At 42.0% G+C, this 23,490-nt stretch carries 37 protein-coding genes; 28 read left to right on the top strand and 9 right to left on the bottom strand.

Annotation, left to right across the window (positions count from 1 at the left end):
- Positions 1-2: 2 nt before the first annotated feature.
- The 6 genes from LBC_RS08925 to LBC_RS08900 form a co-directional block, all read right to left on the bottom strand.
- Positions 3-1,109, bottom strand: a complete 1,107-nt coding sequence (locus LBC_RS08925; RefSeq protein WP_221254084.1) for a cytochrome d ubiquinol oxidase subunit II — start codon at positions 1,107-1,109, stop codon at positions 3-5.
- Positions 1,110-2,627: a cytochrome ubiquinol oxidase subunit I gene (locus LBC_RS08920; protein ID WP_221254083.1), complete on the bottom strand. Its 1,518-nt coding sequence runs from the start codon at positions 2,625-2,627 to the stop codon at positions 1,110-1,112.
- On the bottom strand, positions 2,627-2,833 hold the full coding sequence (locus LBC_RS08915; protein ID WP_221254082.1) for a DUF4492 domain-containing protein: 207 nt from the start codon (positions 2,831-2,833) through the stop codon (positions 2,627-2,629). The genes LBC_RS08920 and LBC_RS08915 overlap by 1 nt, the downstream gene beginning before the upstream one ends.
- A gap of 202 nt (positions 2,834-3,035) precedes the next feature.
- Entirely contained in the window at positions 3,036-3,401 is a 366-nt protein-coding gene (locus LBC_RS08910; RefSeq protein WP_221254081.1) for a tetratricopeptide repeat protein, read from the bottom strand.
- Positions 3,383-3,574: a hypothetical protein gene (locus LBC_RS08905; protein WP_221254080.1), complete on the bottom strand. Its 192-nt coding sequence runs from the start codon at positions 3,572-3,574 to the stop codon at positions 3,383-3,385. Before LBC_RS08905 ends, LBC_RS08910 begins: the two co-directional genes overlap by 19 nt.
- Before the next feature lie 261 nt (positions 3,575-3,835).
- Complete coding sequence (locus tag LBC_RS08900; protein WP_221254079.1) at positions 3,836-4,759, bottom strand: lactate/malate family dehydrogenase; 924 nt, start codon at positions 4,757-4,759, stop codon at positions 3,836-3,838.
- 180 nt (positions 4,760-4,939) lie between these two features.
- Between LBC_RS08900 and LBC_RS08895 the strand changes: the two genes are divergently transcribed.
- A complete protein-coding gene (locus tag LBC_RS08895) occupies positions 4,940-5,920 on the top strand; it encodes a DctP family TRAP transporter solute-binding subunit (protein ID WP_221254078.1) in 981 nt (326 codons plus the stop codon).
- 132 nt (positions 5,921-6,052) lie between these two features.
- On the opposite strand, the gene LBC_RS08890 is transcribed toward LBC_RS08895, so the two are convergent.
- Both LBC_RS08890 and LBC_RS08885 read right to left on the bottom strand, forming a co-directional pair.
- On the bottom strand, positions 6,053-6,334 hold the full coding sequence (locus LBC_RS08890; RefSeq protein WP_221254077.1) for a hypothetical protein: 282 nt from the start codon (positions 6,332-6,334) through the stop codon (positions 6,053-6,055).
- A complete protein-coding gene (locus LBC_RS08885) occupies positions 6,316-6,561 on the bottom strand; it encodes a hypothetical protein (RefSeq protein WP_221254076.1) in 246 nt (81 codons plus the stop codon). Before LBC_RS08885 ends, LBC_RS08890 begins: the two co-directional genes overlap by 19 nt.
- 184 nt (positions 6,562-6,745) lie before the next feature.
- Between LBC_RS08885 and LBC_RS08880 the strand changes: the two genes are divergently transcribed.
- Positions 6,746-8,374 carry a CTP synthase gene (locus LBC_RS08880; RefSeq protein WP_221254075.1) on the top strand — a complete coding sequence of 543 codons (1,629 nt, stop codon included), beginning with the start codon at positions 6,746-6,748 and terminating at the stop codon, positions 8,372-8,374.
- On the top strand, positions 8,368-9,945 hold the full coding sequence (recJ, locus tag LBC_RS08875) for a single-stranded-DNA-specific exonuclease RecJ (protein WP_221254074.1): 1,578 nt from the start codon (positions 8,368-8,370) through the stop codon (positions 9,943-9,945). Before LBC_RS08880 ends, recJ begins: the two co-directional genes overlap by 7 nt.
- 354 nt (positions 9,946-10,299) lie before the next feature.
- Here recJ and LBC_RS08870 read toward each other — a convergent pair whose 3' ends face one another.
- The gene (locus LBC_RS08870; protein WP_221254073.1) at positions 10,300-11,391 is read right to left on the bottom strand and encodes an ATP-binding protein; all 1,092 of its coding nucleotides are present in this window, start codon (positions 11,389-11,391) and stop codon (positions 10,300-10,302) included.
- A 120-nt stretch (positions 11,392-11,511) separates the two neighbouring features.
- Between LBC_RS08870 and LBC_RS08865 the strand changes: the two genes are divergently transcribed.
- From LBC_RS08865 to rpmJ, 25 genes are all read left to right on the top strand, one after another.
- Positions 11,512-12,018 carry a hypothetical protein gene (locus LBC_RS08865; RefSeq protein WP_221254072.1) on the top strand — a complete coding sequence of 169 codons (507 nt, stop codon included), beginning with the start codon at positions 11,512-11,514 and terminating at the stop codon, positions 12,016-12,018.
- Between the two features lie 273 nt (positions 12,019-12,291).
- A complete protein-coding gene (gene rpsJ, locus LBC_RS08860; protein ID WP_221254071.1) occupies positions 12,292-12,600 on the top strand; it encodes a 30S ribosomal protein S10 in 309 nt (102 codons plus the stop codon).
- 20 nt (positions 12,601-12,620) lie between these two features.
- A complete protein-coding gene (rplC, locus tag LBC_RS08855) occupies positions 12,621-13,199 on the top strand; it encodes a 50S ribosomal protein L3 (RefSeq protein WP_221254070.1) in 579 nt (192 codons plus the stop codon).
- Positions 13,196-13,810, top strand: a complete 615-nt coding sequence (gene rplD / locus LBC_RS08850) for a 50S ribosomal protein L4 (RefSeq protein ID WP_221254069.1) — start codon at positions 13,196-13,198, stop codon at positions 13,808-13,810. Before rplC ends, rplD begins: the two co-directional genes overlap by 4 nt.
- A gap of 1 nt (position 13,811) precedes the next feature.
- Positions 13,812-14,093, top strand: coding sequence for a 50S ribosomal protein L23 (locus tag LBC_RS08845; protein WP_221254068.1), 282 nt, complete (start codon positions 13,812-13,814; stop codon positions 14,091-14,093).
- Between the two features lies 1 nt (position 14,094).
- Positions 14,095-14,925, top strand: coding sequence for a 50S ribosomal protein L2 (gene rplB, locus LBC_RS08840; RefSeq protein ID WP_221254067.1), 831 nt, complete (start codon positions 14,095-14,097; stop codon positions 14,923-14,925).
- A gap of 2 nt (positions 14,926-14,927) precedes the next feature.
- Entirely contained in the window at positions 14,928-15,209 is a 282-nt protein-coding gene (gene rpsS / locus LBC_RS08835) for a 30S ribosomal protein S19 (protein ID WP_221254066.1), read from the top strand.
- Positions 15,210-15,218: 9 nt separating this feature from the next.
- Positions 15,219-15,551: a 50S ribosomal protein L22 gene (rplV, locus tag LBC_RS08830; RefSeq protein WP_221254065.1), complete on the top strand. Its 333-nt coding sequence runs from the start codon at positions 15,219-15,221 to the stop codon at positions 15,549-15,551.
- A 2-nt stretch (positions 15,552-15,553) separates the two neighbouring features.
- Positions 15,554-16,252, top strand: coding sequence for a 30S ribosomal protein S3 (gene rpsC, locus LBC_RS08825; protein WP_221254064.1), 699 nt, complete (start codon positions 15,554-15,556; stop codon positions 16,250-16,252).
- Between the two features lie 2 nt (positions 16,253-16,254).
- The gene (gene rplP / locus LBC_RS08820; protein ID WP_221254063.1) at positions 16,255-16,680 is read left to right on the top strand and encodes a 50S ribosomal protein L16; all 426 of its coding nucleotides are present in this window, start codon (positions 16,255-16,257) and stop codon (positions 16,678-16,680) included.
- Positions 16,667-16,852 carry a 50S ribosomal protein L29 gene (gene rpmC / locus LBC_RS08815; protein ID WP_221254062.1) on the top strand — a complete coding sequence of 62 codons (186 nt, stop codon included), beginning with the start codon at positions 16,667-16,669 and terminating at the stop codon, positions 16,850-16,852. The genes rplP and rpmC overlap by 14 nt, the downstream gene beginning before the upstream one ends.
- 10 nt (positions 16,853-16,862) lie before the next feature.
- A complete protein-coding gene (gene rpsQ / locus LBC_RS08810; RefSeq protein WP_221254061.1) occupies positions 16,863-17,114 on the top strand; it encodes a 30S ribosomal protein S17 in 252 nt (83 codons plus the stop codon).
- Positions 17,114-17,482 carry a 50S ribosomal protein L14 gene (gene rplN / locus LBC_RS08805; protein ID WP_221254060.1) on the top strand — a complete coding sequence of 123 codons (369 nt, stop codon included), beginning with the start codon at positions 17,114-17,116 and terminating at the stop codon, positions 17,480-17,482. The genes rpsQ and rplN overlap by 1 nt, the downstream gene beginning before the upstream one ends.
- Entirely contained in the window at positions 17,482-17,718 is a 237-nt protein-coding gene (rplX, locus tag LBC_RS08800; RefSeq protein ID WP_221254059.1) for a 50S ribosomal protein L24, read from the top strand. Before rplN ends, rplX begins: the two co-directional genes overlap by 1 nt.
- Before the next feature lie 5 nt (positions 17,719-17,723).
- On the top strand, positions 17,724-18,269 hold the full coding sequence (gene rplE / locus LBC_RS08795) for a 50S ribosomal protein L5 (RefSeq protein WP_221254058.1): 546 nt from the start codon (positions 17,724-17,726) through the stop codon (positions 18,267-18,269).
- A 1-nt stretch (position 18,270) separates the two neighbouring features.
- A complete protein-coding gene (locus LBC_RS08790; protein WP_221254057.1) occupies positions 18,271-18,456 on the top strand; it encodes a type Z 30S ribosomal protein S14 in 186 nt (61 codons plus the stop codon).
- A 10-nt stretch (positions 18,457-18,466) separates the two neighbouring features.
- Positions 18,467-18,862: a 30S ribosomal protein S8 gene (gene rpsH / locus LBC_RS08785; protein WP_221254056.1), complete on the top strand. Its 396-nt coding sequence runs from the start codon at positions 18,467-18,469 to the stop codon at positions 18,860-18,862.
- Between the two features lie 93 nt (positions 18,863-18,955).
- Positions 18,956-19,492: a 50S ribosomal protein L6 gene (gene rplF, locus LBC_RS08780; protein ID WP_221254055.1), complete on the top strand. Its 537-nt coding sequence runs from the start codon at positions 18,956-18,958 to the stop codon at positions 19,490-19,492.
- A gap of 10 nt (positions 19,493-19,502) precedes the next feature.
- A complete protein-coding gene (rplR, locus tag LBC_RS08775; RefSeq protein ID WP_221254054.1) occupies positions 19,503-19,859 on the top strand; it encodes a 50S ribosomal protein L18 in 357 nt (118 codons plus the stop codon).
- Between the two features lie 15 nt (positions 19,860-19,874).
- Positions 19,875-20,318, top strand: a complete 444-nt coding sequence (gene rpsE, locus LBC_RS08770; RefSeq protein WP_221254053.1) for a 30S ribosomal protein S5 — start codon at positions 19,875-19,877, stop codon at positions 20,316-20,318.
- Positions 20,319-20,327: 9 nt separating this feature from the next.
- On the top strand, positions 20,328-20,729 hold the full coding sequence (rplO, locus tag LBC_RS08765) for a 50S ribosomal protein L15 (protein ID WP_221254052.1): 402 nt from the start codon (positions 20,328-20,330) through the stop codon (positions 20,727-20,729).
- Positions 20,729-21,991: a preprotein translocase subunit SecY gene (secY, locus tag LBC_RS08760; RefSeq protein WP_221254051.1), complete on the top strand. Its 1,263-nt coding sequence runs from the start codon at positions 20,729-20,731 to the stop codon at positions 21,989-21,991. The genes rplO and secY overlap by 1 nt, the downstream gene beginning before the upstream one ends.
- A complete protein-coding gene (gene map / locus LBC_RS08755) occupies positions 21,991-22,749 on the top strand; it encodes a type I methionyl aminopeptidase (protein WP_221254050.1) in 759 nt (252 codons plus the stop codon). The genes secY and map overlap by 1 nt, the downstream gene beginning before the upstream one ends.
- Before the next feature lie 253 nt (positions 22,750-23,002).
- On the top strand, positions 23,003-23,221 hold the full coding sequence (gene infA / locus LBC_RS08750; protein ID WP_009649712.1) for a translation initiation factor IF-1: 219 nt from the start codon (positions 23,003-23,005) through the stop codon (positions 23,219-23,221).
- Positions 23,222-23,376: 155 nt separating this feature from the next.
- Complete coding sequence (rpmJ, locus tag LBC_RS08745; protein ID WP_169938237.1) at positions 23,377-23,490, top strand: 50S ribosomal protein L36; 114 nt, start codon at positions 23,377-23,379, stop codon at positions 23,488-23,490.

Genomic DNA, 23,490 nt, shown 5'->3' with positions numbered 1-23,490 from the left:
CCTTAGTATTTATGCTCGCTGCTTTCTAGCTCGGCCTTGCTTACCTGCTCGCGCTCAAGCGCACGCCAGACGTAGGCGATGTAAGCAAGCACAAATGGCACTAATAGGCTCACCCACGCCATCACGCCTAGGGTGTAGGGGCTCGAGCTTGCGTTGTAGATATGTAGCGAGCTAGCAGGGTGAGATGTGGATGCAAAAAACGCCGCCCCACCAAGCCCAGCCGCCGCTAATAAAGCAAAGCCAACGAGCACGCAGCCCACGCCATACGCCCATATCGCCACTTTGCTAGCCCTAGCCCCCAGCCACACGCTAGCTAGCACGCCCACCACGCCCAGCACAAAGCACACCCCAAGGACTGGCAGGCTTATTAAGCTTAAAGCCAAGGCATACGGACGGCTTAAAATTTCACCACTCGTGGCGTCTAAATAGTAGCCATTTGCGCTAAAAAATACCCCCATAAAGCCCAGGAAAAATAGCAAAAACAGGGCTGCTTCTTTGCGGATTATGCTAGCGCATTTTGCTACCAAATTTGGCTCATCTATGCGGTTTATAAAATACATAGCCCCACCAAGGCGTGAAAGGAAAATGAGCGCAAGCCCCAAAAGCCAGTAGCTAGGACTGGCTAAAAGCTCAAGCCCACGCCACGGACTATCCCAGCTTACAAATCTCATCTCACTCAGGCTAAACTCCGCTCCGCCAAAGAGCGCTGAAAGAGTTACGCCTATTAAAAACGTCCCAAGAGTGCCGTTAATGACAAGAAAGGCTTCGTATGTGCGCTGACCCAAAAAGTTGCTCTTTTTCTTGCGGTATTCGTAGCTTACAGCCTGCACGATAAAGCAAAAAAGTATAGCAAGCCACAGCCAGTAAGCCCCACCAAAATAGCTCGCATAAAACAGCGGAAACGCCGCAAACGCCGCCCCGCCAAACATCACAAGCGTAGTAAAGCTAAGCTCCCACTTTCGCCCAAGGGCGTTGATGATTAGATCCTTTGCCGTCTCGTCCCACCCCACACAAAAAAGCAGGCTCTGACCCCCACCCACAAAGAGCATAAAGACAAAAAGTCCGCCAAGCAGGCTTAGTACGCACCACCAATAAATTTGCAAATCCATCTAAAACCCCTTTTTTATCGCACTTAGCATTATGCGTACTTCGGCTATTAAAAGCGTGGTAAAAAGCAGGATAAAAAGAGCTATCGACACACCCACGCTCGTGCTAGCTAGGTTTGTCGCTGCTACGCCTACAGGTAGGAGATCCTGCACCGCCCAGGGCTGGCGACCCACTTCTGCCACGACCCAGCCAGCTTCTGCTGCGACATATCCTAGCGGAATACAGGCGACGCAGGCTCGCAGGATATTTTTAAATTTCTCAATGCGGTTTGCCATCGCAAGATAAAGCACGACAAAAAATAGCCCCACAAAAAGCGACCCAAGAGCGACCATTATATGAAAAGCGTAAAACGTAGTAGCCACTGGCGGGACGGCTTTGGCTGGGTTTTTCAGATAGCCGTAGCCGATGTAGCGCCAGTTTGTCTCTAGCTCGCTTTTAGCCTCGCTCATCGCCTGCGTATCGCCTTCGCTTTTGGCCTTTTTAAACTCCCTTAAAGCGTCTAGGGCTTGGGCGCCTAGGAGCATTTTCTCCCCCACGCTCATTATCCCACGCTGCTTATCGCCAAATACAAGCTGATCAATGCCTGGGACAAATTCATTTATGTTGCGTTTTGCTAGCAGGCTTAGCATATAAGGCACTTCGATATTTGCCAAAAACACAGGCTCATCATCGCCTGGTTTTTTATCAGGATTTAGCACGCCAAAGGCGACTAGCCCCTGCCTCTCCTCGCCCCTATATAGCCCCTCCATAGCCGCTAACTTCATAGGCTGATGCTTTGCGACTAAATAGGCACTCTCATCCCCGCTAAGCAGCAAAAATCCGCTTGAGATTATCCCAAAGCTAGCTGCGACGACCATTGATTTTTTCGCCATTTCAAAGTGTTGCTTTTTAAGCAGATACCAGGCAGAAATGCCAAGGACAAAAAGTGCGGCGATAACATAGCCGCTTGTAATAGTGTGTAGGAATTTAACAATGCCAACTGGATTTAGTGCCACTTCTAAAAAGCTATCCATCTCCATTCTTGCAGTCTCTGGGTTAAAGCTCATACCCACAGGATACTGCATCCAGCCGTTTGCGATTAGTATCCACATCGCGCTTAAATTTGAGCCAATCGCCACAAGCCAGCTTGAAAGCAGGTGAAAGCCCTTGCTCACCTTGCCCCAGCCAAAAAACATCACCGCAAAAAACGTCGCTTCAAGGAAAAAGGCAAGCAGCCCCTCAATGGCAAGCGGAGCGCCGAAAATATCGCCCACAAACCAGCTGTAATTCGCCCAGTTCGTGCCAAACTCAAACTCCATAATAATCCCAGTCGCCACGCCGATAGCGAAATTTATCCCAAAAAGCTTAAGCCAAAAATGGGTGATCCTTAGCCACTGCTCGGAGCCAGTTTTGACATAAATGCTCTCCATAATCGCCACGATAAAGCTAAGCCCCAGCGTCAGCGGAACGAAAAGAAAGTGATAAAGTGCCGTAATCGCAAACTGAAGTCGCGACAGATCCACGCTAGCAAGTTCTGCCATCATCTATCCTTTGTTAAACTCTCAAGCACAAAATCGCCCTTTTGTGCGTCGGTTTTGAATTTTGTATTTAGACTTTCGTCGTAGATAAAGAGCTTTAAAACGCCCAAAATTACGGCTAGTTTTATGATGATTATCGCCCACAGCCGCCGCCCCAGACTCATCGTTCTAAAGCCGTCAAGGTAAAATTTGAAAATTTTAGTAAACATTTTGGGATTTTATAAAATTTACTCTTAAGGTTTGGTTTTATAAGCATAAAAATGTAGATTAAAATTTAAGTTTAATTTTTGTTTAATTTAGGTGCTTGAGATTTGATAATCCCAAACACTTGAATTAATATTAATTGCAAGCCTGAGAAACCCCGAGTTTGCACGCCGATTGCATATATGCTCTAGCGTGCCATAGATTTCCTTATTTTATTAGATTATAACAAGCCGCTTCTACATAATTACAAGCTAAGCTGTATAGATATTTTGCTTTTGATATGTCTTGCTTAACTCCTTCGCTGTTATAGTAAAAATTTCCCAAATTATAGCAAGCTTCATAATTTATCTCTTTTTTATTCTCACAAGCTAGTTTATAATACCTAGTCGCTTCTTTTTTATTTTGTTTAAAGCCATATTTTCCATAGTCATAAGCGACACCAGCATTAAAGCAGTCAATTGCATTATTCGGGGCTATATCGCAAGCTTTTTTGTGAAATTGATACTTTTTTGCTTCATTTTGCTCTACTCCTTGTCCATTTTGATAAAATTTTGCTACAAACCCACAACCCAAAGCTCTATCATCTTTTGAAGCCTTTGTATCATTACAGAGCTTGTTAGATAATTCGAAAGTTTTTTATAATCTCCAGTAACAGCAGGAGTTAGAGCTTCCACTACTCTCGGTGAAAGCGAATTTTCAGCCAAAGCAAAACTAGCCAAAACAGAAAATAAAACTAACTTTTTCATTTTTATCCTTTTATAGTTAAATTTAAAGCTAATAAAATTACGATTTACGGTTATTGTATAAGCCCCCTTTTTTAGGATTTGCTTAATAAGAAGTGCTGTCGCATGGTAAAAGGACTTGAAAAAAGGGCAGAATAGGGCGTAAAAGCCAGCCCATTAAAGCTAGATTTTGCGCTTAAAGTAGTGCAATAATGTCTAGGGTAGGGCAGCGGTTTGCTTCTAGGAGATTGTGTCTTGCCCCACTTTTATGCGCCTATAAGTGCCTTAAAGCCCTAGCTGGGCTATTTTGGCTTTTATTATCTGCGCTGAGTGCGCTAGCTTTTTGCGCTCGGCTTCGTTTAGACTTAGCGCTATTTTCTCTTTAACGCCGTCCGCGCCGATTTTGCAAGGCGTGGAGACGTAAAGCCCCTCTAGGCCATACTCGCCCTGCATTAATGTGCTAACGCAGAAAATCTCGTCGCTATCGTCTTTTAGGGCGCGGATTAGGCGGTTTGCGGTGTTTGCTATGCCGTACTGGGTGCAGCCTTTGCCAGCGCAGATCTCATGCCCTCTTTGCCTAGCTTCGTCCTCTATGGCGTCTAAATCGAGCTTCGCTCCGCTTTGGGCTAGATATTCATCTAGCCTTTGCTGCCCTATAAAGCTTTGAGAAAATGCCGCAAACTGGCTATCTCCATGCTCGCCTAGCACGACTGCGTTTACGCTTTTAGTCGCTAGGTTTAGCTTATCGGCTAGGCACAGACTAAGCCTAGCGCTATCTAGTCCAGTGCCAGTGCCGATGACGCTTTGATACGGCAAGCCTGAGAGCTTAAAGACTAGGTAGCTTATGATGTCGCAGGGGTTTGAGATGACTATAAATTTACCGTTAAAGCCAGCTTTCATAATAGCAGGCACGGTAGCTAGCATTTGAGCTTTGTTGTATTCAAGCTCGGCTAGGCGGTCGGCGTTGGCTACGATTTTGCCTGTGCTTATGACTATGATATCGCAGGTGGCTAGCTCCTCTAAACTAGCCAGTACGCACTCGCTAAAGCCCACCACAAAGCCCCTAGCGTCATTTACATCAGCCACTACGCTTTTGGCTCTAGTTTGGTTTATGTCATTTATTAAAATCTGCCTAGCTAGCCCCTGCGAAAGTGCCACGTAAGCCACGCTATCGCCGACATTTCCAGCACCCAAAATCCCAAGTCTCATAGCTCTCTCCTTTAAAATTTATTTTGCTTAGTTTAATATATATTTGCTTTAAAGTAGTTTTGTAAATAAATAATATTTCATTTTTACACACTTTTTGTCTATTTCTTGCCATTTTAGGTGTTAAATTTATACAAAAAGCACCATTTTTGTATATTCTAAAAGCTGTAAAAGGAGATTTTTATGAGATATATTTTTATGATTTTTGCTCTTTTGCTAATAAATTTACAAGCAAAAGAGTATGTGGTGAAATTTAGCCAAGTAACCGCCGCAAGTACGCCAAAAGGCAAGGCGGCAGAGTATTTTGCAAAGCGTGTAAACGAGCTAAGTGGTGGGAGGATAAAGGTGCAGGTGTATCACTCAGCCCAGCTTTATAATGACGATAAGGTCTTTGTCGCGCTAAAGCTAAATAACGTCCAAATAGCTGTGCCAAGCCTTGCGAAATTTAGCCCCATAGTGCCTGAGTTTGCGCTTTTTGATCTGCCGTTTTTGTTTCGAGATCTCTCTCACGTGCGTGCAGCGACTGACGGAGAGGCTGGCAAGCAGCTAAAGGCTATGATAGCCAAAAAGGGCTTTGTGCCGTTTAGGTACTGGGATGCGGGGCTTAAGGATTTTAGCTCAAATGACGTGCCTATCATAACGCCAAAGGACGCAGTGGGACATAAGTTTCGCATACAAAGCTCAAAGGTGCTTGAAGCGCAGATTAAGGCTATGGGCGCAAGCCCACAGATACTGCCGTTTTCTGAAGTTTACTCAGCACTTTCGCAAGGCGTAGTGGACGCTACGGAAAACCCACTATCAAATTTTTACAACTCCAAATTTTACGAAGTCCAAAACCGCTTAAGCCTAACTCAGCACGGATATTTAGGCTCGCTTGTGATAGTGAGTGCGAAGTTTTGGCGTGGCTTGCCTGATGAGCTAAAGCGCGCTTTTACGCAGGCGATGGACGAGGCGACGGAGTATGAGAGGGCGCAGACTGATGTGGATAATGAGCGTATGCTAAATGAGCTAAAAGAGTACGCCGCAAGCTCTAAAAAGCTTGAAATTTATGAGCTAAACGAGCAGCAGCGAAAGCAGTGGCAGGAGGCTATGGCGGTGGTTTATGAGCAGTTTGAGCCAGTTATCGGCAAGGAGCTAATAGAGCTTGCTAGGCAGGCAAAATAGGGCGTTTAAACTGTGCTAGCCTAAGTGGCTAGCCTTTGTTTTGATAATGCCTTGTGGTTATTATAATAAACGATTAAATCATTTGCTCTTTTTGCGTATCTTTGGCGCATTCGTTTAAAAAATTTAAATATGTCATAAGCCTCCTTTTAGCTTGATTTTTACCATATGAAAAAGCAAGTAGCAAAGGCAGACTAGGCTAGCTGGAAAAAGGATAATAGCAAGCGGTGGGTATAAAAATCCAAAAAGCACCCCAAAAAAGAAAATGTAAAAAGCTAGTCTTTTAAATTTAACGCTTTCTAGCTGTTTAAAGCCCCTAAATCCCAAAAAGAAAAAATCAGACAAAATCCACAAAGCGCCAATGATAAATCTAAATACAATTTCCATGACTTCAATCATTAAAAATTTCTGTCCCACCAGCTTCCTATTAAATCTCTAAAAAACCATTGCGAATAATAATCAAATTTAGATGAAAATGTTGAACCGCCTATATCTGGTGCATTGGCTATACCAGTAAAGGTTGCACCAAGTCCCCATAATACAGCTGGTAAAGCTCTTTCTTGTTTGTTTACATAGTTGTCTGCAAGTGTAACCGTGGGTGTCAATAATGCAAAAACCAAAGAAGCTGCTAATATTTTTTTCATCACAAATATCCTTTAAATAAAAATATAATGTACTTGAAATATTAGTAAAATTTTATTTAAAATAAGATTAAATATCAAAATCTTTTTTAATTTAAAACATAAAGCAAAAGCTCTTTGCCTAAAGTGCTATTAATCTCAAAAAGGCTATAATCGCCTTAATAAAAATAAATTTAAGGAAAAACTAATGCAGACAAAGTATATTTTCGTTACAGGTGGGGTGCTTAGCTCGCTTGGCAAAGGCATAGCCGCAGCTAGTATCGCCACTTTGCTTAAACACTCTGGGCTAAAGGTAAGCATACTAAAAGCTGACCCATATATCAACGTCGACCCTGGCACGATGAGCCCGCTAGAACACGGCGAAGTCTTCGTAACCGATGACGGAGCCGAGACCGACCTAGACCTAGGACACTACGAGCGATTTTTAGACGAGAGCCTAAGCCAGGATAATAACTTCACCACAGGGCGAGTTTATAGCTCGGTAATCGAGCGAGAAAGGCGGGGCGACTACCTAGGCAAAACGATACAAGTTATCCCTCACATCGTGGGCGAAATTGTCCGCCGTATTAAAAAAGCAGGCGAGGGCAAGGACATACTCATAGTCGAAATCGGCGGAACGGTGGGCGACATCGAGGGGCTGCCATTTCTTGAGGCTATACGAGCGCTTAGGGCAGAGGTAGGTAAAAAGCGCGCCATGACCGTGCATTTAACGCTCGTGCCTTACATCAAAGTCGCAGGGGAGCTAAAAACTAAGCCAACCCAGCACAGCGTGGGCGAGCTACGCCGTATCGGCATAAGCCCAGATATGATAATTTGTCGCAGCGAAATGCCGCTAAGCCGCGATTTAAAAGACAAAATCGCAGCTAGTTGTGGAGTGGAGCGAAACTGCGTGATTGAAAGCCTTGACGCTGCTAGCATATATCAAATTCCACTTTCGTTTTTGCGTCAGGATATACTCACACCTATTGCCGATATACTCGACCTTGGCGAGCTTAAGCCCGATATGGCGCAGTGGGATAGTCTAGTAAAGCGCATAATCTCTCCGACAAAGGAGACGACGATAGCCTTTGTGGGTAAATACGTGGATTTAAAAGAGAGCTATAAAAGCCTAACAGAGAGCATTATCCACGCTGGTGCGACGCTGGATAGCAGGATAAATTTAAAATGGTGCGACAGTGAGAAAATAGACGCTAGCAATGTCGATGAGCTGCTTCGTGATGTAGATGGGGTACTCGTTGCTGGTGGCTTTGGTGAGCGTGGAGTGAGTGGCAAAATAGAGGCTATCCGCTACGCTAGAGAAAATAATATCCCATATCTTGGAATTTGTCTGGGGATGCAACTAGCGCTTATTGAGTTTGCGCGCAACGTCCTAGGGCTAGAGGATGCAAATTCGGTGGAATTTAACAAAGACTGTGCAAATCCTATCATCTATCTAATCGACAGCTTTATAGACGCAAGCGGCGCAAAGCAGCTACGCACGCACCAAAGCCCGCTTGGTGGGACTATGCGCCTTGGCGGATATGAGTGCGATGTAAAGCCAAATAGCCTACTTGCTAAGACCTACGAAAATGCCAAAACCATAAAAGAACGCCACCGCCATCGATATGAGGCAAACCCAGACTATCGCGCTAGCTTCGAGGCGGCTGGCATGAGTGTAAGTGGCGAGAGCAATGGGCTAATAGAGGCAGTTGAGATAGCAAAGCACCCATTTTTCCTTGGCGTGCAGTTTCACCCTGAGTTTACCTCACGCCTAACTAAGCCAAATCCAGCGATACTGGGCTTTATCAGTGCGTGCCTTGATAACAAGCAATGTTAAAAAAAGCAGATATTAAAGCGCAGCTTGAGAGCAGATTTGCCAAAGACCTACATAAAAAGCTATGCGACATACCCACGCCCACTGCGCTAAAGGACATCTACAAGGCCGCGTTTCGTATAAAAGAGGCGATAGAGCGTGATGAGTGCATGCTCGTTGTCGGGGATTATGACGTAGACGGCGTGGTAAGTAGCGTAATAGTGAGTGAGTTTTTTGACGCACTGGGGGTGAGTAATTACAGCGTACGCATACCAAATCGCTTTAAAGACGGCTACGGATTAAGCGCTGAGATGCTTGATGAGATAGATGAACGTACTTCGCTTATAATTACAGTCGACAATGGCATCTCAGCAATCGAGGCATCTGCGATATGTCAAAAGCGCGGCATAGATTTAATCATTACAGACCACCACATGCCCCCAGCCGTGCTGCCTGAGGCATTTGCTATCGTAAATCCAAAGCAGGCTGATTGTGATTTTCCAAATATTGAAATTTGTGGTGCGCAGGTGGCTTGGTACCTAGTGGGTGCGATAAAGGACGTGTGTGGCTTACGCTATGATATGGGGCAGTTTTTGGAGCTTTTGTGCGTGGCTATAGTGGCTGATATGATGGAGCTTCGTGACATGAATCGTCTGCTTGTTAAGTGTGGGTTAAAGGCGATAAATTCATCTCGCAGAGCTGCTTTTAAGGCAATAAAAGATTACTATGGTAAGGAACGATTTGAGTGCGATGATATAAGCTTTCTTATAGCGCCACTTATAAATTCCACTGGGCGAATGGATGATGCGAGTCTGAGTTATCGCTTTTTACGAGCAAAAAATATAACCGAGGCTTATGATTGTCTTGAGAGGATAGTGGAGTTTAACAACAGCCGAAAAGAGGAGGAGCGTGCGCTTTTTGAAAGCTCGCTAAAGTACGCAACCTGCGATGATGAGATTATCGTTACTTGGGGCGAGCAGTGGCATGAGGGCGTCATCGGCATAGTCGCAAGCCGTCTAAGCAAGCATTTTAAGCGTCCAGCGGTGGTTTTTAGTATAGGTGAGGGACGAGCAAAGGGTAGTGCTAGAAGCGTTGGAAAGCTTGATATTTTGGCGCTCATTAGCCGTTGTGATGAGCTGCTTTGTAGCTATGGCGGACATAAGGGTGCGGCCGGATTAGTCATAGATCCAGAGAATTTGCCGCTGTTTAAAGAGCAAATCACAAACGCTTGCAGGGATTTTCTGTGCGATATAAAGTGTGCGAATGAGGGGCTACTTGGCGAGCTGGATCCAAATGAGATTGATTTTGAGCTTTTGGAGCTTTTGGAGTATTTTGAGCCGTACGGACAGAAAAATCCGCGTCCATTTTTCACAATCCGAGGTGCATTTGTCAAAAACGAAAAGCTAATCGGACGTGAAAATAATCATCAAAAACTAATTCTCCAGCACGGAGACAAGACGCTTGAGGCTCTGTTTTTTAATTTCACGCGCAGAGCAAAAGTTGGAGAGAGTATCGATATAGTCTTTTCGGTGTCAAAAAATTCATTCCGTGGGCTTGTGACGCCACAGCTTTTGATTAAGGATATATTAGAGTAGATGATTTTGCTCATTTTTGTAGACTAGGATTATCAGGTTCGATAGAAAATATATTGTTATCTATGTTTAAAAATGTGATTTAATATACAATTTGACATATAATATTTCATGTTTTATGTTCCATTGTTTTTTCATAATTATTTATAGAGTTAGCCCCTCAGTATATTTTGCTCTTTATGACATAAATTATTTTTTCGGATTACTTAAAATATTTTATGATTTACTGGTTCAATTCTGTAAATCATAAAATATTATTATAAATAAATTTAAATTTTGACAATCCGTAAATTCATTATGGCGTGGGTTTAAATTTTTTTATTGTGTCATTATTACTTCCTCAAGCCAAAAGAATGTCTAAAGCCCCAACGCCCACTGGCTAAACGGCACTATCTCGCATTTTATCCCTTCATTACTTTGTGTCCCTGCGTGAGCTACGCTGATGATTTGCAGCCTGTTTAGCCCAAGGGATTTTAAAATTTTATGAAGTTTTTTAAATTTTAAAAAGATGATTTCAGGCTGGGTGAATGGCATGCAAAGTATGGCAGTTTTCCTTTTTAAAAGGACAAAATCAAAGTCTTTCGTGTAATAAATTTCATCATTTAGCTTTGCAAGTTCGCAAAAAATCATATTTTTAAAGCTGGCTAGAAAGTCCTTTTTAGCCACTAGCCTATCACGCAGAGAAAAGTCGTTAAAAAAGATTTTCTTGCTCGCATTTGGCTCATCTAGCTTGGCTAAAGTGGCGATGTAGCCGCGATTTTGCAGGGCTAAAAAGCTAGCATAGAGCCTATCTTTTGAAAGCCTAAGCTCCTGCTTTAGCTCACTATAAATAGCCAAAACGCTAAGCGTGCTAGCACAATTTTTCGCACACTGGACTAGGATTTTTATATCTATGGCGTCTAGGTTTGCCCTTAGCCTGCTTTGAGCCTTACTGGCTAGCTCAAATGGGCTTAAAAATGCTGCCTCCATGCCGCCTCCACGCTCCAAAAACTGGCTAAAGCTCTCGTCGATATTTTTAGAGTAAAACGCCAAAAACTCCTCATAGTCTAAGTATCCAAGCCGCAGCTCGCTAAAGCCCTGCACTACGCTAAGCCTAGCCTGCGTGCCAAGCACCACGCTTTTTAGGGCGTCGTTTCTTAGCCAAGCTAGGGCATTAAGCTCATCATCGCTGCTTATATCATCGACGTAAAGGGCTTTTATCTGTGGATTTTGCTTTAAAAAATCTGGCAGGTCAAGCAGCGTCTTTTGCGTGTCAAGCCGCAGGTCTTTTAGGCTAAAATAAAGGCTCTCATCATCTTTAAAATGCGATAAATGCTCGATCATAAGCGTGCTTTTACCACTCCCGCTAGCTCCGTAAAGCTGGCAAAATGGCTCTGTGATGGCTTGCTTTCTGCTTAGAAATTTAGCCAGCTTTGGTCTGTTTTGATAAAAAAATTCTAACTCTTTCATTTTTTATCCTTTTTAAAAGGATATTTTAGCATAAAATAAAACCCAGCTAACCAAAGCCCTTGACAAGCGTTTTTTTTGTAAAATTGCTAGCGATTTGGGATTAAATTTAAGGGAGTAAACATGAAAGAACATACAAAGCAAGTGCTGGAAAATCCAGAGCTTTTAAGGGAAAAGCTGAAAATTTTCTTACAAACAGACTATGCGGTTGGGTCTTATGCCAGAGCTTGCGAGAAATTTTATCAAGATGGTGAGTTTGCTTACCGTGCCACATGGAGTTGGGGAGCGTTTTTCTTTGGTTTTCTTTTTTATGTATTTAGATGTCGTATTGGAATTGGTTATTTTACTTTGTTGTTTAGTAGTGTTGTGGGTGCTATTGTTGTTAATGGGACAAATAATATAGTGGCTGCTAGCTTGATTTGTTTTGCTTATTCTGTGTGGTCGATTTGGTTGTGGGTGTATGCAAAATTTTCAGTTTGTAGTCATTTTGTTGATTGTTTGGAGCAAGCTCGCGAGAGTGAAGTTGATTGTGTGTTGGAGAAAGAGGGTGGATATAGCTTTTTATTGGTTTTTTTGTATTTGTTTTTGGGGATTTTATTTCAGGGGTTTTATATGGCGATAATTAATTAACGCATATGTAAATTATGTACTCTTGTTATTATAAAAAATAATTTAAACTTTAAAAATTAGGCAGTTTTTGTCCTTATTAAAAGGACAGAAATTTAATAAATTCTCCAAAAATCCCCTAAAATATTGACTTTTAACTCCCATTTTAGTAAAATCCCTATCTCTTTGCGAAAAGGCTGTGTGCCTTGCTTGTACGATTTTTTTAAATCCTATGCAAGTTTAACTATGCAAAAGGGGTCGCGGGTTTGCGACAAGTTCTTTTTTAAAGGAAAAACAATGGAAAGAATCAGGCTTAAGCTTAAAGCTTATGACCACCGAGTCTTAGACAGAACAGTTGCAGCAATTGTAGAAGCTGTCAAACGAACGGGTGCTGATGTGCGCGGTCCAGTGCCTATGCCTACAAAAATCAAACGCTACACAGTCTTAAAATCTCCACACATAAACAAAGATTCACGTGAGCAGTTTGAGATGAAAATACACGCTCGTATGCTTGATATTGTTTCAGCTACTCCAGAGACAGTAGACAGCCTAACCAAACTTGACTTAGCTCCAGAAGTTAATGTCGAAGTTCGTGCGATGAAATAAGCGAGCCAAAGGAAATAAAGATGGAATATATCGTAGAAAAAATAGGCATGAGCAGAACCGTATCTGCTAATAGTGTTCCTGTTACACTACTAAAGCTTGTTGACACAAAAGTCTGCGAAATAGACGAAAACAAGCGCGCTATCGTAGCTTTCGCTCACACAAAAGCAAATAACAAAGCGATTGCAGGACAGCAAAAAAAATACAATCTAAGTGGCGAGTTTAATAAATTTGCGACACTTACTGTGGCAAACACAGAAGCTGGCGACATAGACACTACCCCACTAAACGAAGCTAAAACTCTAAAAGTGAGCTTTAACTCAAAAGGACGAGGCTTTCAGGGTGTTGTAAAAAGACACGGATTTGGCGGCGGTCCTAAATCACACGGCTCACGCTTTCACAGAAGACACGGCTCAATCGGTAACTGCGAGTGGCCAGGTCGCGTCCAGCCAGGTATGAAAATGGCAGGACATATGGGAAATGAAAAAGTAACCGTAAAAAATGAGCTAATTAGCTTTGACAGTGAAAACGGCATCTTAGTCGTAAAAGGTTGCGTGCCAGGACACAACGGCGCAATGGGTAGAGTAAGGATAGTAAAATGAGTAAAGTTTGTGTATTAAACGATAAATTTGAAAAAGCTAGCGAGCTTGAGCTACCAGCTAGCTACTCTGAGGCAAACCCACACAACCTTTATCTTTATGTAAAAGCTTATCTAGCAGGCATAAGAGCAAATACAGCTCATACTAAAAGCCGTGCTTTTGTAAGCGGTGGTGGTAAGAAGCCTTGGCGTCAAAAGGGCAGAGGTGGCGCGAGAGCTGGCTCAACTAGAACAAACGTTTGGGTTGGCGGTGCTGTAGCTTTTGGTCCTACAAACAATAAAAACTACTTCCAAAAAGTTAACAAAAAGCAGAAGCGTTTAGCTCTTGAGTGCGCTCTAGCTCAAAAAGCAGAGGCTGGAAAGCTATATGCAGTAGATAGCTTAGCAATCGAAAGCGGCAAGACAAAAGATGCAGCTAGCGTGATTAAAAAGCTAGGCTTAAGAGACGCGCTAATAGTCAAAGACTTGCTAGACGATAAGACTTTGCTTGCTTTTAGAAACCTAGCTAACTGCTATGTGGTTGACGCAAGTGAAGTAAACGCTTATCTTGTTTCGGTATTTGGTGCGGTTATAATAGAAAAACAAGCGTTATCGAATTTAACAAAAGAGGGCTAAAATGGCAGATATAACTGATATAAAAACGATTGTTTACACAGAAAAAACTTTAGGCCTTCAAGAAAATGGTGTTGTGGTTATTCAAACTTCGCCAAAGGTAACAAAAAGCGGGCTAAAAGAGGTTTTAAGAAAATACTTTGGTGTTACACCAGTAAAGGTAAACTCACTTCGCCTTGATGGAAAAGTAAAGCGCTTTAGAGGCAAAGTAGGCGTACGAAATGACATTAAAAAATTCTACGTCAAACTACCTGATGGCGTAACTTTAGAGAATATGGAGGCATAAAATGGCGATAAAATCATACAAACCATATACTCCTAGCCGCCGGTATATGACTGGTCTTAGCTCTGAGGATATCACAGCTAAAGCTAGCGTAAGAAGCTTGCTAGTAAAACTACCAGCAACTGGCGGTAGAAATAACAACGGTCGCATAACAAGCCGCCATAAGCAAGCAGGTGCTAAAAAGCTATATCGTATCATCGACTTTAAGCGCCGTAAATTTGAAATCGAAGGCAAAGTAGAAGCTATCGAGTACGATCCAAACAGAAACTGCCGTATAGCACTAATTGCCTACAAAGACGGTGAGAAGCGCTATATCATCCGTCCTAGTGGTCTAAACGTAGGTGATGTAGTTATAGCTAGCGAAAACTTTGTGGATATTAAACCAGGTAACGCTATGAAACTACGCCACATACCAGTGGGCACAATAGTGCATAACATCGAGCTAAAACCAGGTAAAGGCGCACAAATCGCTAGAAGTGCTGGCGGATATGCTCAACTAATGGGTAAAGAGGAAAAATACGTAATCCTAAGAATGCCAAGTGGCGAGATGAGACAGGTTCTAGCTGAGTGTATGGCTACTGTTGGCGTTGTTGGTAACGAAGACTGGGCTAACGTAACAATAGGTAAGGCAGGACGTAATCGCTATCGAGGTATCCGCCCACAAACTCGTGGTTCAGCTATGAACCCAGTAGATCACCCACACGGTGGTGGTGAGGGCAAGAAAAACTCTGGTCGTCATCCAGTTACTCCTTGGGGTAAACCGACTAAGGGTGCTAAGACTCGCCGCAAGAAGGCAAGCGATAGGCTAATAATTTCTAGAAGGAAAGGAAAATAACGATGGCTAGATCACTCAAAAAAGGTCCTTTCGTCGACGATCACGTAATGAAAAAAGTCGTAGCTGCAAAAGCCGCTAATGATAACAAGCCTATCAAGACTTGGTCGCGCCGCAGCACTATTATCCCAGAGATGATAGGACTTACGTTTAACGTACATAATGGAAAGAGTTTTATACCAGTATATGTAACTGAAAATCACATCGGCTACAAACTGGGCGAGTTTGCTCCGACCCGAACATTTAAGGGTCACAAGGGCTCAGTGCAAAAGAAGATAGGTAAATAAGGGTAGGCGATGAGTAGATCAATAACTAAATTCGTTAGACTTTCACCTACAAAGGCAAGACTAATAGCTAGGGAAGTACAGGGGCTAAACGCTGAGTTTGCGCTAGCAAGTCTATCTTTTATGCCAAATAAGGGTGCTAAATTTATAGCTAATGCCATTAGTTCAGCTGTGGCAAATGGTGGCTTTGAGCCTGAAGAAGTGGTAGTAACTAGCTGCCGTGTTGATGCTGGTCCTGTGCTAAAGAGATTTAGACCTAGAGCAAGAGGAAGCGCTAGCCGTATCCGAAAGCCTACATCTCATATCTTAGTAGAAGTATCTAAACCTCAAAGTAAGGAAGCGTAACGATGGGACAGAAAGTTAATCCGATAGGTCTAAGACTAGGTATAAACAGAAACTGGGAGTCAAGATGGTTTCCAGCTAAGGCTAACCTTCCTGAAAATATAGGTGAAGATTATAAAATCCGTGCATATCTAAAGAAAAAACTTTACTATGCAGGAGTGAGTCAGATACTAATTGAGCGTACTGCTAAGAAGTTAAGAGTAACTATCGTAGCCGCACGTCCTGGTATCATCATTGGCAAAAAAGGTCAAGATGTAGAAGTTCTAAAAAATGACCTTCAAAAGCTAATCGGCAAAGAAGTTAACGTAAATATCAAAGAAGAGCGTAAAGCTCAGGCTTCAGCCCAGCTAGCCGCTGAAAACGTAGCTATGCAGCTAGAGCGTCGTGTAGCCTTCCGCCGTGCGATGAAAAAGGTCATTCAAGCAGCTCAAAAATCTGGCGCAAAGGGTATAAAAATATCAGTTGCAGGTAGATTAGGTGGCGCTGAAATGGCTAGGACAGAGTGGTATTTGGAGGGCCGCGTGCCACTACACACTCTAAGGGCAAAGATTGATTACGGCTTTGCAGAAGCGCACACTACTTATGGAAACATAGGCATAAAAGTGTGGATTTTTAAAGGTGAAGTCCTACAAAAAGGTGTCCAGCCTGAGAAAAACGAGGACGACGCTCCTAAAAAAACTCGTAGAGCAAGAAGAGGTAAATAACAATGTTGATGCCAAAAAGAACAAAATATCGTAAGCAGATGAAGGGGCGAAACAGAGGTTATGCTACTCGTGGAAACGCCCTTGCTACTGGTGAGTTTGCTATTAAGGCAGTAGAGGCTGGCAGAATCAACTCTCGCCAAATCGAGGCTGCTCGTCAAGCTCTAACCCGCCACGTTAAGCGTCAAGCTAAAATTTGGATTAGGGTATTCCCTGATAAGCCACTTACTAAAAAGCCACTTCAAACTCGTATGGGTAAGGGTAAGGCTGGTGTAGAAGAGTGGGTAATGAACATTAAACCAGGCAGGATAATATACGAAATGGCAGGCGTTAGCGAGCAGCTTGCAAAAGAAGCTCTAACTCTAGCTATGCACAAACTGCCGTTTAAGACTAAATTTGTAACGCGAGAGAGTGAAAATGAAATATACTGAGTTAAAAGATAAAAGCGTTACTGAGCTAAACGCTATGCTAACAGAAAAAAAGGTGCTTTTATTTACACTAAGACAAAAGCTAAAAACTATGCAGTTAAGCAACCCTAACGAAATCCGCGTAGTTCGTAAAGAAATAGCGCAGATAAATACTGCAATTAATGCTGCAAAGTGAGGGTAGGATAATGGCTTTAAAAAGAGAAATTCAAGGCGTTGTTTTACAAAAAGCTGGCGATAAAACAGCTACTATTTTGGTTGAGCGCAGAGTAATGCACCCAAGATACCATAAATTTGTAAAACGCTTTAAAAAGTATTTAGTTCACGATGAGAAAAATGAGACTAGAGCAGGCGATGTGGTAGTAGCCATCGAGTGCCGCCCACTATCAGCTCGCAAGTCTTTCCGCTTAAAAGCAGTAGTTGCAAAGGGAGTTGAGTAATGATACAAAGTTTTACAAGGCTTGCTGTTGCAGACAATAGTGGTGCAAAAGAGCTTATGTGTATAAAAGTACTGGGCGGTTCTAAAAGACGTTACGCTACAGTTGGCGATGTGATTGTCTGCTCAGTTAAGAAGGCTTTGCCAAATGGCAAAATCAAAAAAGGTCAAGTCGTAAAAGCAGTCGTAGTGCGCACCAAAAAAGAGGTGCAAAGAGAAAACGGCTCACTAATCCGCTTTGACGAAAATGCAGCTGTTATCCTAGATAATAAGCGCGAGCCGATAGGCACTCGTATCTTTGGGCCAGTTGGTCGTGAAGTAAGATATGGTGGCTTTATGAAAATCGTATCTCTTGCGCCGGAGGTTCTATAATGGCAAATATTAAATTTAAAATTAAAAAAGGCGATGAGGTAAAAATCATCGCCGGAGATGACAAAGGCAAAACTGGCAAGGTTTTAGCAGTGCTTCCTAAGACTCACCAAGTGATAGTTGAGGGTTGCAAGGTGGCCAAAAAAGCCGTAAAACCAAGCGAAAAGACACCAAATGGTGGCTTTGTAAACAAAGAGATGCCTATTGATATTTCAAATGTTGCGAAAGTTGAGGGCTAAGAGTTATGAGTAGACTAAAAGCGCATTATAACGATGTAGTAAAGCCGGCTCTTGTTAAAGAATTTGACATTAAAAATCCTATGCTTATACCTGCGATTGAAAAAATCGTAATTAGTGTAGGTGCGGGCGATAGCGCAAAGGATCAGAAAGTATTGCAAAATATGGCTGATACCATATCTTTAATAGCTGGACAAAAAGCAGTCATAACTGACGCTAAAAAATCAGTCGCTGGCTTTAAGGTGCGTGAGGGCTTTCCTGTTGGTATTAAAGTAACTTTAAGAAAAGACAACATGCTAGCCTTTTTGGATAAGCTAATAAGCATAGCATTACCACGTGTTAAAGATTTCCGTGGTTTGCCAAAAAGCGGCTTTGATGGTAGAGGAAATTATAACTTTGGTCTAAGCGAGCAGTTAATGTTTCCAGAAGTTGAGTATGATAAAATTTTACGCACTCATGGCATGAATATAACTATCGCTACAACAGCTAAAACTGATAAAGAGGCAGCAAAGCTACTTGAGCTTTACGGCTTGCCATTTGCAAAAGGAAAGTAATATGGCTAAAAAATCTATGATAGCAAAGGCTGCTAGAAAGCCAAAATTTAAAGTGCGAGGTTATACTCGCTGCCAGATTTGTGGACGTCCACACTCTGTATATCAAGACTTTGGAATTTGTCGCGTGTGCCTAAGAAAAATGGCAAACGAAGGGCTAATCCCAGGTCTAAAAAAAGCAAGCTGGTAAGGAGTAAGCAGTGTTAAATGACTTAATTTCAGACGGGCTAACACGTATTAGAAATGCCGCTCTTAGAAAGCTAGAGACCACTCAGCTACTTCATTCAAAGGTTGTTGAGGCGACTTTGGCTATATTAGCTGCTAAAGGTTATATTGAAAGCTACAACGTAGTTGAAGAGGGTAATAAAAAATTCATCAATGTTGTACTTAAGTACGATGAGAACGGCAAAAGCGTGATTAACGAGCTAAAGCGCGTTAGCAAGCCAGGACGTCGCGTTTACCAAGGCAAAGACGATATAAAACGCTTTAAAAATGGTTATGGTACAGTAATCGTTAGCACTAGCAAGGGCGTTATGAGCGGTATCGAAGCTCATAAAGCTGGCGTTGGTGGCGAGGTGCTTTGCACCGTCTGGTAATACAGACGGCCGCAAGGCTTTGATTTTATTTTTACGGCATTGTGGTATCCATTCGTAAAAGTAGAAATACCCTAGACAAGTAAAAGGAAAAAAATGTCACGTATAGGAAAACAACCAATAACTATACCAGCAGGACTTGATGTAAGCCTAGACGCAAACGTCATCAAATTTAAAAAAGGCAACAGCGTAAAAGAGCTAGACACTCGAGGTTTTGTTGGGGTAGAGATAAAAGACGGCACTTTGATATTCTCAGCCAAGGGTGACGATAGACAAAGCAGAGCATACTGGGGCACATATCGCGCCTTAGCAAATAATATAGTAATAGGGCTAACAGAGGGATTTACTCGCCAGCTTGAGATAAATGGCGTTGGTTATAAAGCAGCTGCAAAGGGTAAAATTTTAGAGCTAGCTTTGGGCTTTTCTCATCTTGTAAACTATGAATTACCTGAGGGTGTTGAAGTAAGCGTTGAGAAAAATATCATCACCATTAAAGGCGCTGATAAGCAGACAGTTGGACAAGTAGCAGCTCAAATTCGTGGATTTAGACCGCCTGAGCCATATAAAGGTAAAGGTGTTAAGTATGTTGAAGAGCGCATAGTTCGCAAAGCTGGTAAGACATCTAAGAAGTAAGGGATAAAATATGACAGCAAAAGTATTAAAAAGAAAACTTGCTCTTAGAGTAAAGAGAAAAAAGAGAATTAGAGCGAAAATTTCAGGTACAGCTGAATGCTTAAGAATTTCGATTTTCAAATCAAATAGAACCGTTTATGCGCAAGCCATAAATGACGTAGCTGGCACTACGCTAGTTGCTTCAGATGGACGTAAACTAGGACTTAAAGCAAATAAAGAGGGTGCAAAAGCTTTGGCTAAAGACCTAGCTAGTAAGCTTTCAAGTAAGGGTGTAACAGAGGCTGTTTTTGATAGAAATGGTTATTTGTATCACGGCGTAGTTGCGGCATTTGCTGAGGCTTTAAGAGAAAACGGTATAAAACTATAACCCAAAGGAAAATCGATGCAAAAATACAATAGAGAAGAATTTGAAGAAGTAATCGTCGATATCGGCAGGGTTACTAAGGTCGTAAAGGGTGGTAGAAGATTTCGTTTTACAGCCCTTGTGGTAGTTGGCAACAGAAATGGACAAGTAGGCTTTGGTTATGGAAAAGCAAAGGAAGTTCCAGATGCTATCCGTAAAGCGGTTGATGATGCGTTTAAAAATATCATTGACGTTAAACTAAAAGGCTCAACTATACCTCACGACATCGAAGTTAAATATAACGCTAGCCGTATCTTACTTCGCCCAGCTAGCGAAGGTACAGGCGTTATCGCAGGTGGCGGTGCTCGTCCTATCATCGAGCTTGCAGGTATTAAAGACATACTTACAAAATCACTTGGCTCAAACAACTCAGCCAACGTGGTACGCGCAACAATCAAAGCGCTAAGCATGTTAAAAGGCTAAGGATAGAACATGGCATTAGAAAAACTAACACCAGCTGCTGGCTCGACTAGAAATACAAAAAGAATAGGTCGTGGACAAGGCAGCGGCAACGGTAAGACAGCTGGCAAAGGAAACAAAGGTCAGCGAGCTAGAAAAGGCTACAATGAAAAGCGTGGCTTTGAGGGCGGACAACAACCACTTCAAAGACGTTTGCCAAAAGTTGGCTTTAGCTCAAAAATTGAAAAACCTTACGTAATAAATGTCGAGAGAATTGTAGCGGTTAAAGAGCTAAGCGAAATCACGCTTGAAAGTATTGCAAGCGTACATAAAATTTCAAAAAGCGTTAGCCGCATAAAGCTAATCGGCGCAAGTGCAAAAGAGCTTTTAAATAAGATTAAAGACGAAAAAGTAACCGTCAGCGGATCAAAATAATGAATAAAGAATTAGCTAACAAGATTTTTATCACGTTGGCATTTTTATTCGCATACAGGATACTGGCATATGTGCCAGTTCCTGGCGTTAATGTTGATGTTATTCGTGAATTTTTTAACTCAAATTCAAATAATGCTTTGGGTTTGTTTAATATGTTTAGCGGAAACGCCGCCGAGCGACTTTCTATCATCTCTTTAGGCATTATGCCCTACATTACAGCATCTATTATTATGGAATTACTAGCTGCAACTTTCCCAAATTTAGGCAAGATGAAAAAAGAGCGTGACGGTATGCAAAAATATATGCAAATTATAAGATATGCTACTATTTTAATCACGATAATACAATCCATAGGTGTATCCATCGGGCTTCAAAGCTTAACTGGCAGAAGCGGCGAGCAGGCTATAATGATAGATTTAAATTTATTTATCGCTATTGCAGCATTTTCTATGCTTACTGGTACTATGCTTTTAATGTGGATAGGCGAGCAGATAACTCAGCGCGGTATCGGCAACGGCATTAGCCTTATCATTTTTGCTGGTATTGTAAGCGGCATCCCACACGCAATAGGTGGCACAATAGACCTTGTAAACACAGGCGAGATGAATTTCTTAGTCGTTGTTGGTATACTTGTTGTAATACTTGCCACAATAGGCTCTATTATATTCGTAGAAATGGGCGAAAGGCGCATACCTATCTCCTACTCTCGTAACACCCTAATGCAAAATCAAAATAAACGTATCATGAACTATATTCCGATTAAGTTAAACTTAAGCGGTGTAATTCCGCCTATATTTGCTAGCGCGATACTTATGTTCCCTAGTACGATTTTGCAAGCTAGCACAAATCCTTACATTCAGGCTATTCATGATTTTTTAAATCCAAATAGCTATTTGTTTAACTTTTTAACATTTTTACTAGTGATATTTTTTGCATACTTTTATGCGTCAATTACGTTTAACACAAAAGATATTAGTGAAAATTTAAAACGTCAAGGGGGCTTTATTCCAGGTGTACGCCCAGGAGAGAGTACGGCAAATTATCTAAATGAAGTAGCAGGACGCTTGACGCTAAGTGGTTCTATATATTTAGGGCTTATATCTACACTTCCTTGGGTGCTTGTTAAATTTATGGGTGTACCATTTTATTTTGGGGGCACTAGTGTGCTTATCGTTGTTTCAGTCGCTCTTGATACTATGAGACGAATTGAGGCTCAAATTTATATGAATAAATACCAGACTTTAAATGCGGTGGGACTATAATGGCGATATCTATTAGAAAACCAGCCGAGATAGATAAGATTAGGGCGGCAAATCAGATAGTCGCCCGTACGCTTGATTATGTAGCTAGCATTATAAAGCCAGGTATAAGCTTGCTTGAAATTGACGCTATATGTGAGAAAATGATCATTGAAGCAGGTGCAAAGCCAGCTTTTAAAGGGCTTTATGGCTTTCCAAATACAGCTTGCATTTCACTTAATGAGACTGTAATCCACGGTATACCAGATAGCACAACTTTAAAAGAAGGCGACATAGTAAGCGTTGATATAGGCTCTAATTTAAACGGTTATTTCGGAGATAGTGCGCGCACTTTTGGAGTGGGGCAGATTAGTAAGGCTGATGAAGCGCTTATAGATTGCGCTAAGGATGCTTTATATTTTGCGGTTGATATTATAAAAGACGGTATGCATTTTAAAGAGCTTAGCTACGAGCTTGAGAAATTTATAACCGCACGTGGATATGTGCCACTTCGTGGATTTTGCGGACATGGCATAGGTAAAAAGCCGCACGAAGAGCCGGAAGTACCTAATTATTTAGAAGGTAATAATCCAAAATCTGGGCCAAAAATCAAAAATGGAATGGTATTTTGCATAGAGCCTATGATATGTCAGCGAGATAGCACGCCGGTAATAGGCACTGATAGGTGGAAAGTAACGTCTAAAGACGGACTTCGCACGAGCCATTATGAGCATTGTGTGGCAGTTATTAATGGTAAAGCAGAGATACTTAGCAAGGCGTAGTCTTACTTAGTATTTCTTGCGAAAAAAGCCAGCTTGTCTCGCTTTGCTATGCTTTGTTGCAGTTCGCAGTCGCTGCGGTCATTACCAAACACGGTAACTCCCTTACGACTCGTTCCTGCGCCTCGCCTAGCTACGCGATACTTCGCATTCAGACAGTCCTTGTTTTGTTACAACGGCTTCACTGGCGGTTTAAATTTATGGTTGCTTGTTAAAACTAGCCACCATAAATTTAAATCTTAAAGAAAGGAGAAAAATGGCAAAAGACGACGTTATAGAAATAGATGGCAATGTCGTAGAAGCGCTTCCAAATGCGACTTTTAAAGTCGAGCTGGATAATAAACACGTCATACTCTGTCATATAGCTGGCAAGATGCGAATGCACTACATAAAGATAATGCCAGGAGATAGAGTGAAGGTGGAGCTGACGCCTTATAGCCTTGATAAGGGTCGTATAACTTACCGCTATAAGTAAAACTAAAGCTAGTTTTAGCTACAATCAGCCCTTTGCAACCAAGCTGTATGAAGAATTATTTTCAAAGCCACCACTTGTTTTGAAAATAGTTGGTTTGAGTTTCACAAACCTGATGCAGCCCCTTAAAAAGTGGAATATTTTTTTAGGAGACAGCAATGAAAGTTCGTCCTTCTGTTAAGAAGATGTGTGACAAATGCAAAATTGTCAAGCGTAGTGGCATAGTTCGCGTTATTTGCGAAAATCCAAAACATAAACAAAGACAAGGATAA

The sequence above is a fragment of the Campylobacter sp. 19-13652 genome (assembly GCF_019702925.1).
Taxonomy (GTDB): Bacteria; Campylobacterota; Campylobacteria; order Campylobacterales; family Campylobacteraceae; genus Campylobacter_A.
This window is presented reverse-complemented; position numbering and strand designations above follow the sequence as displayed.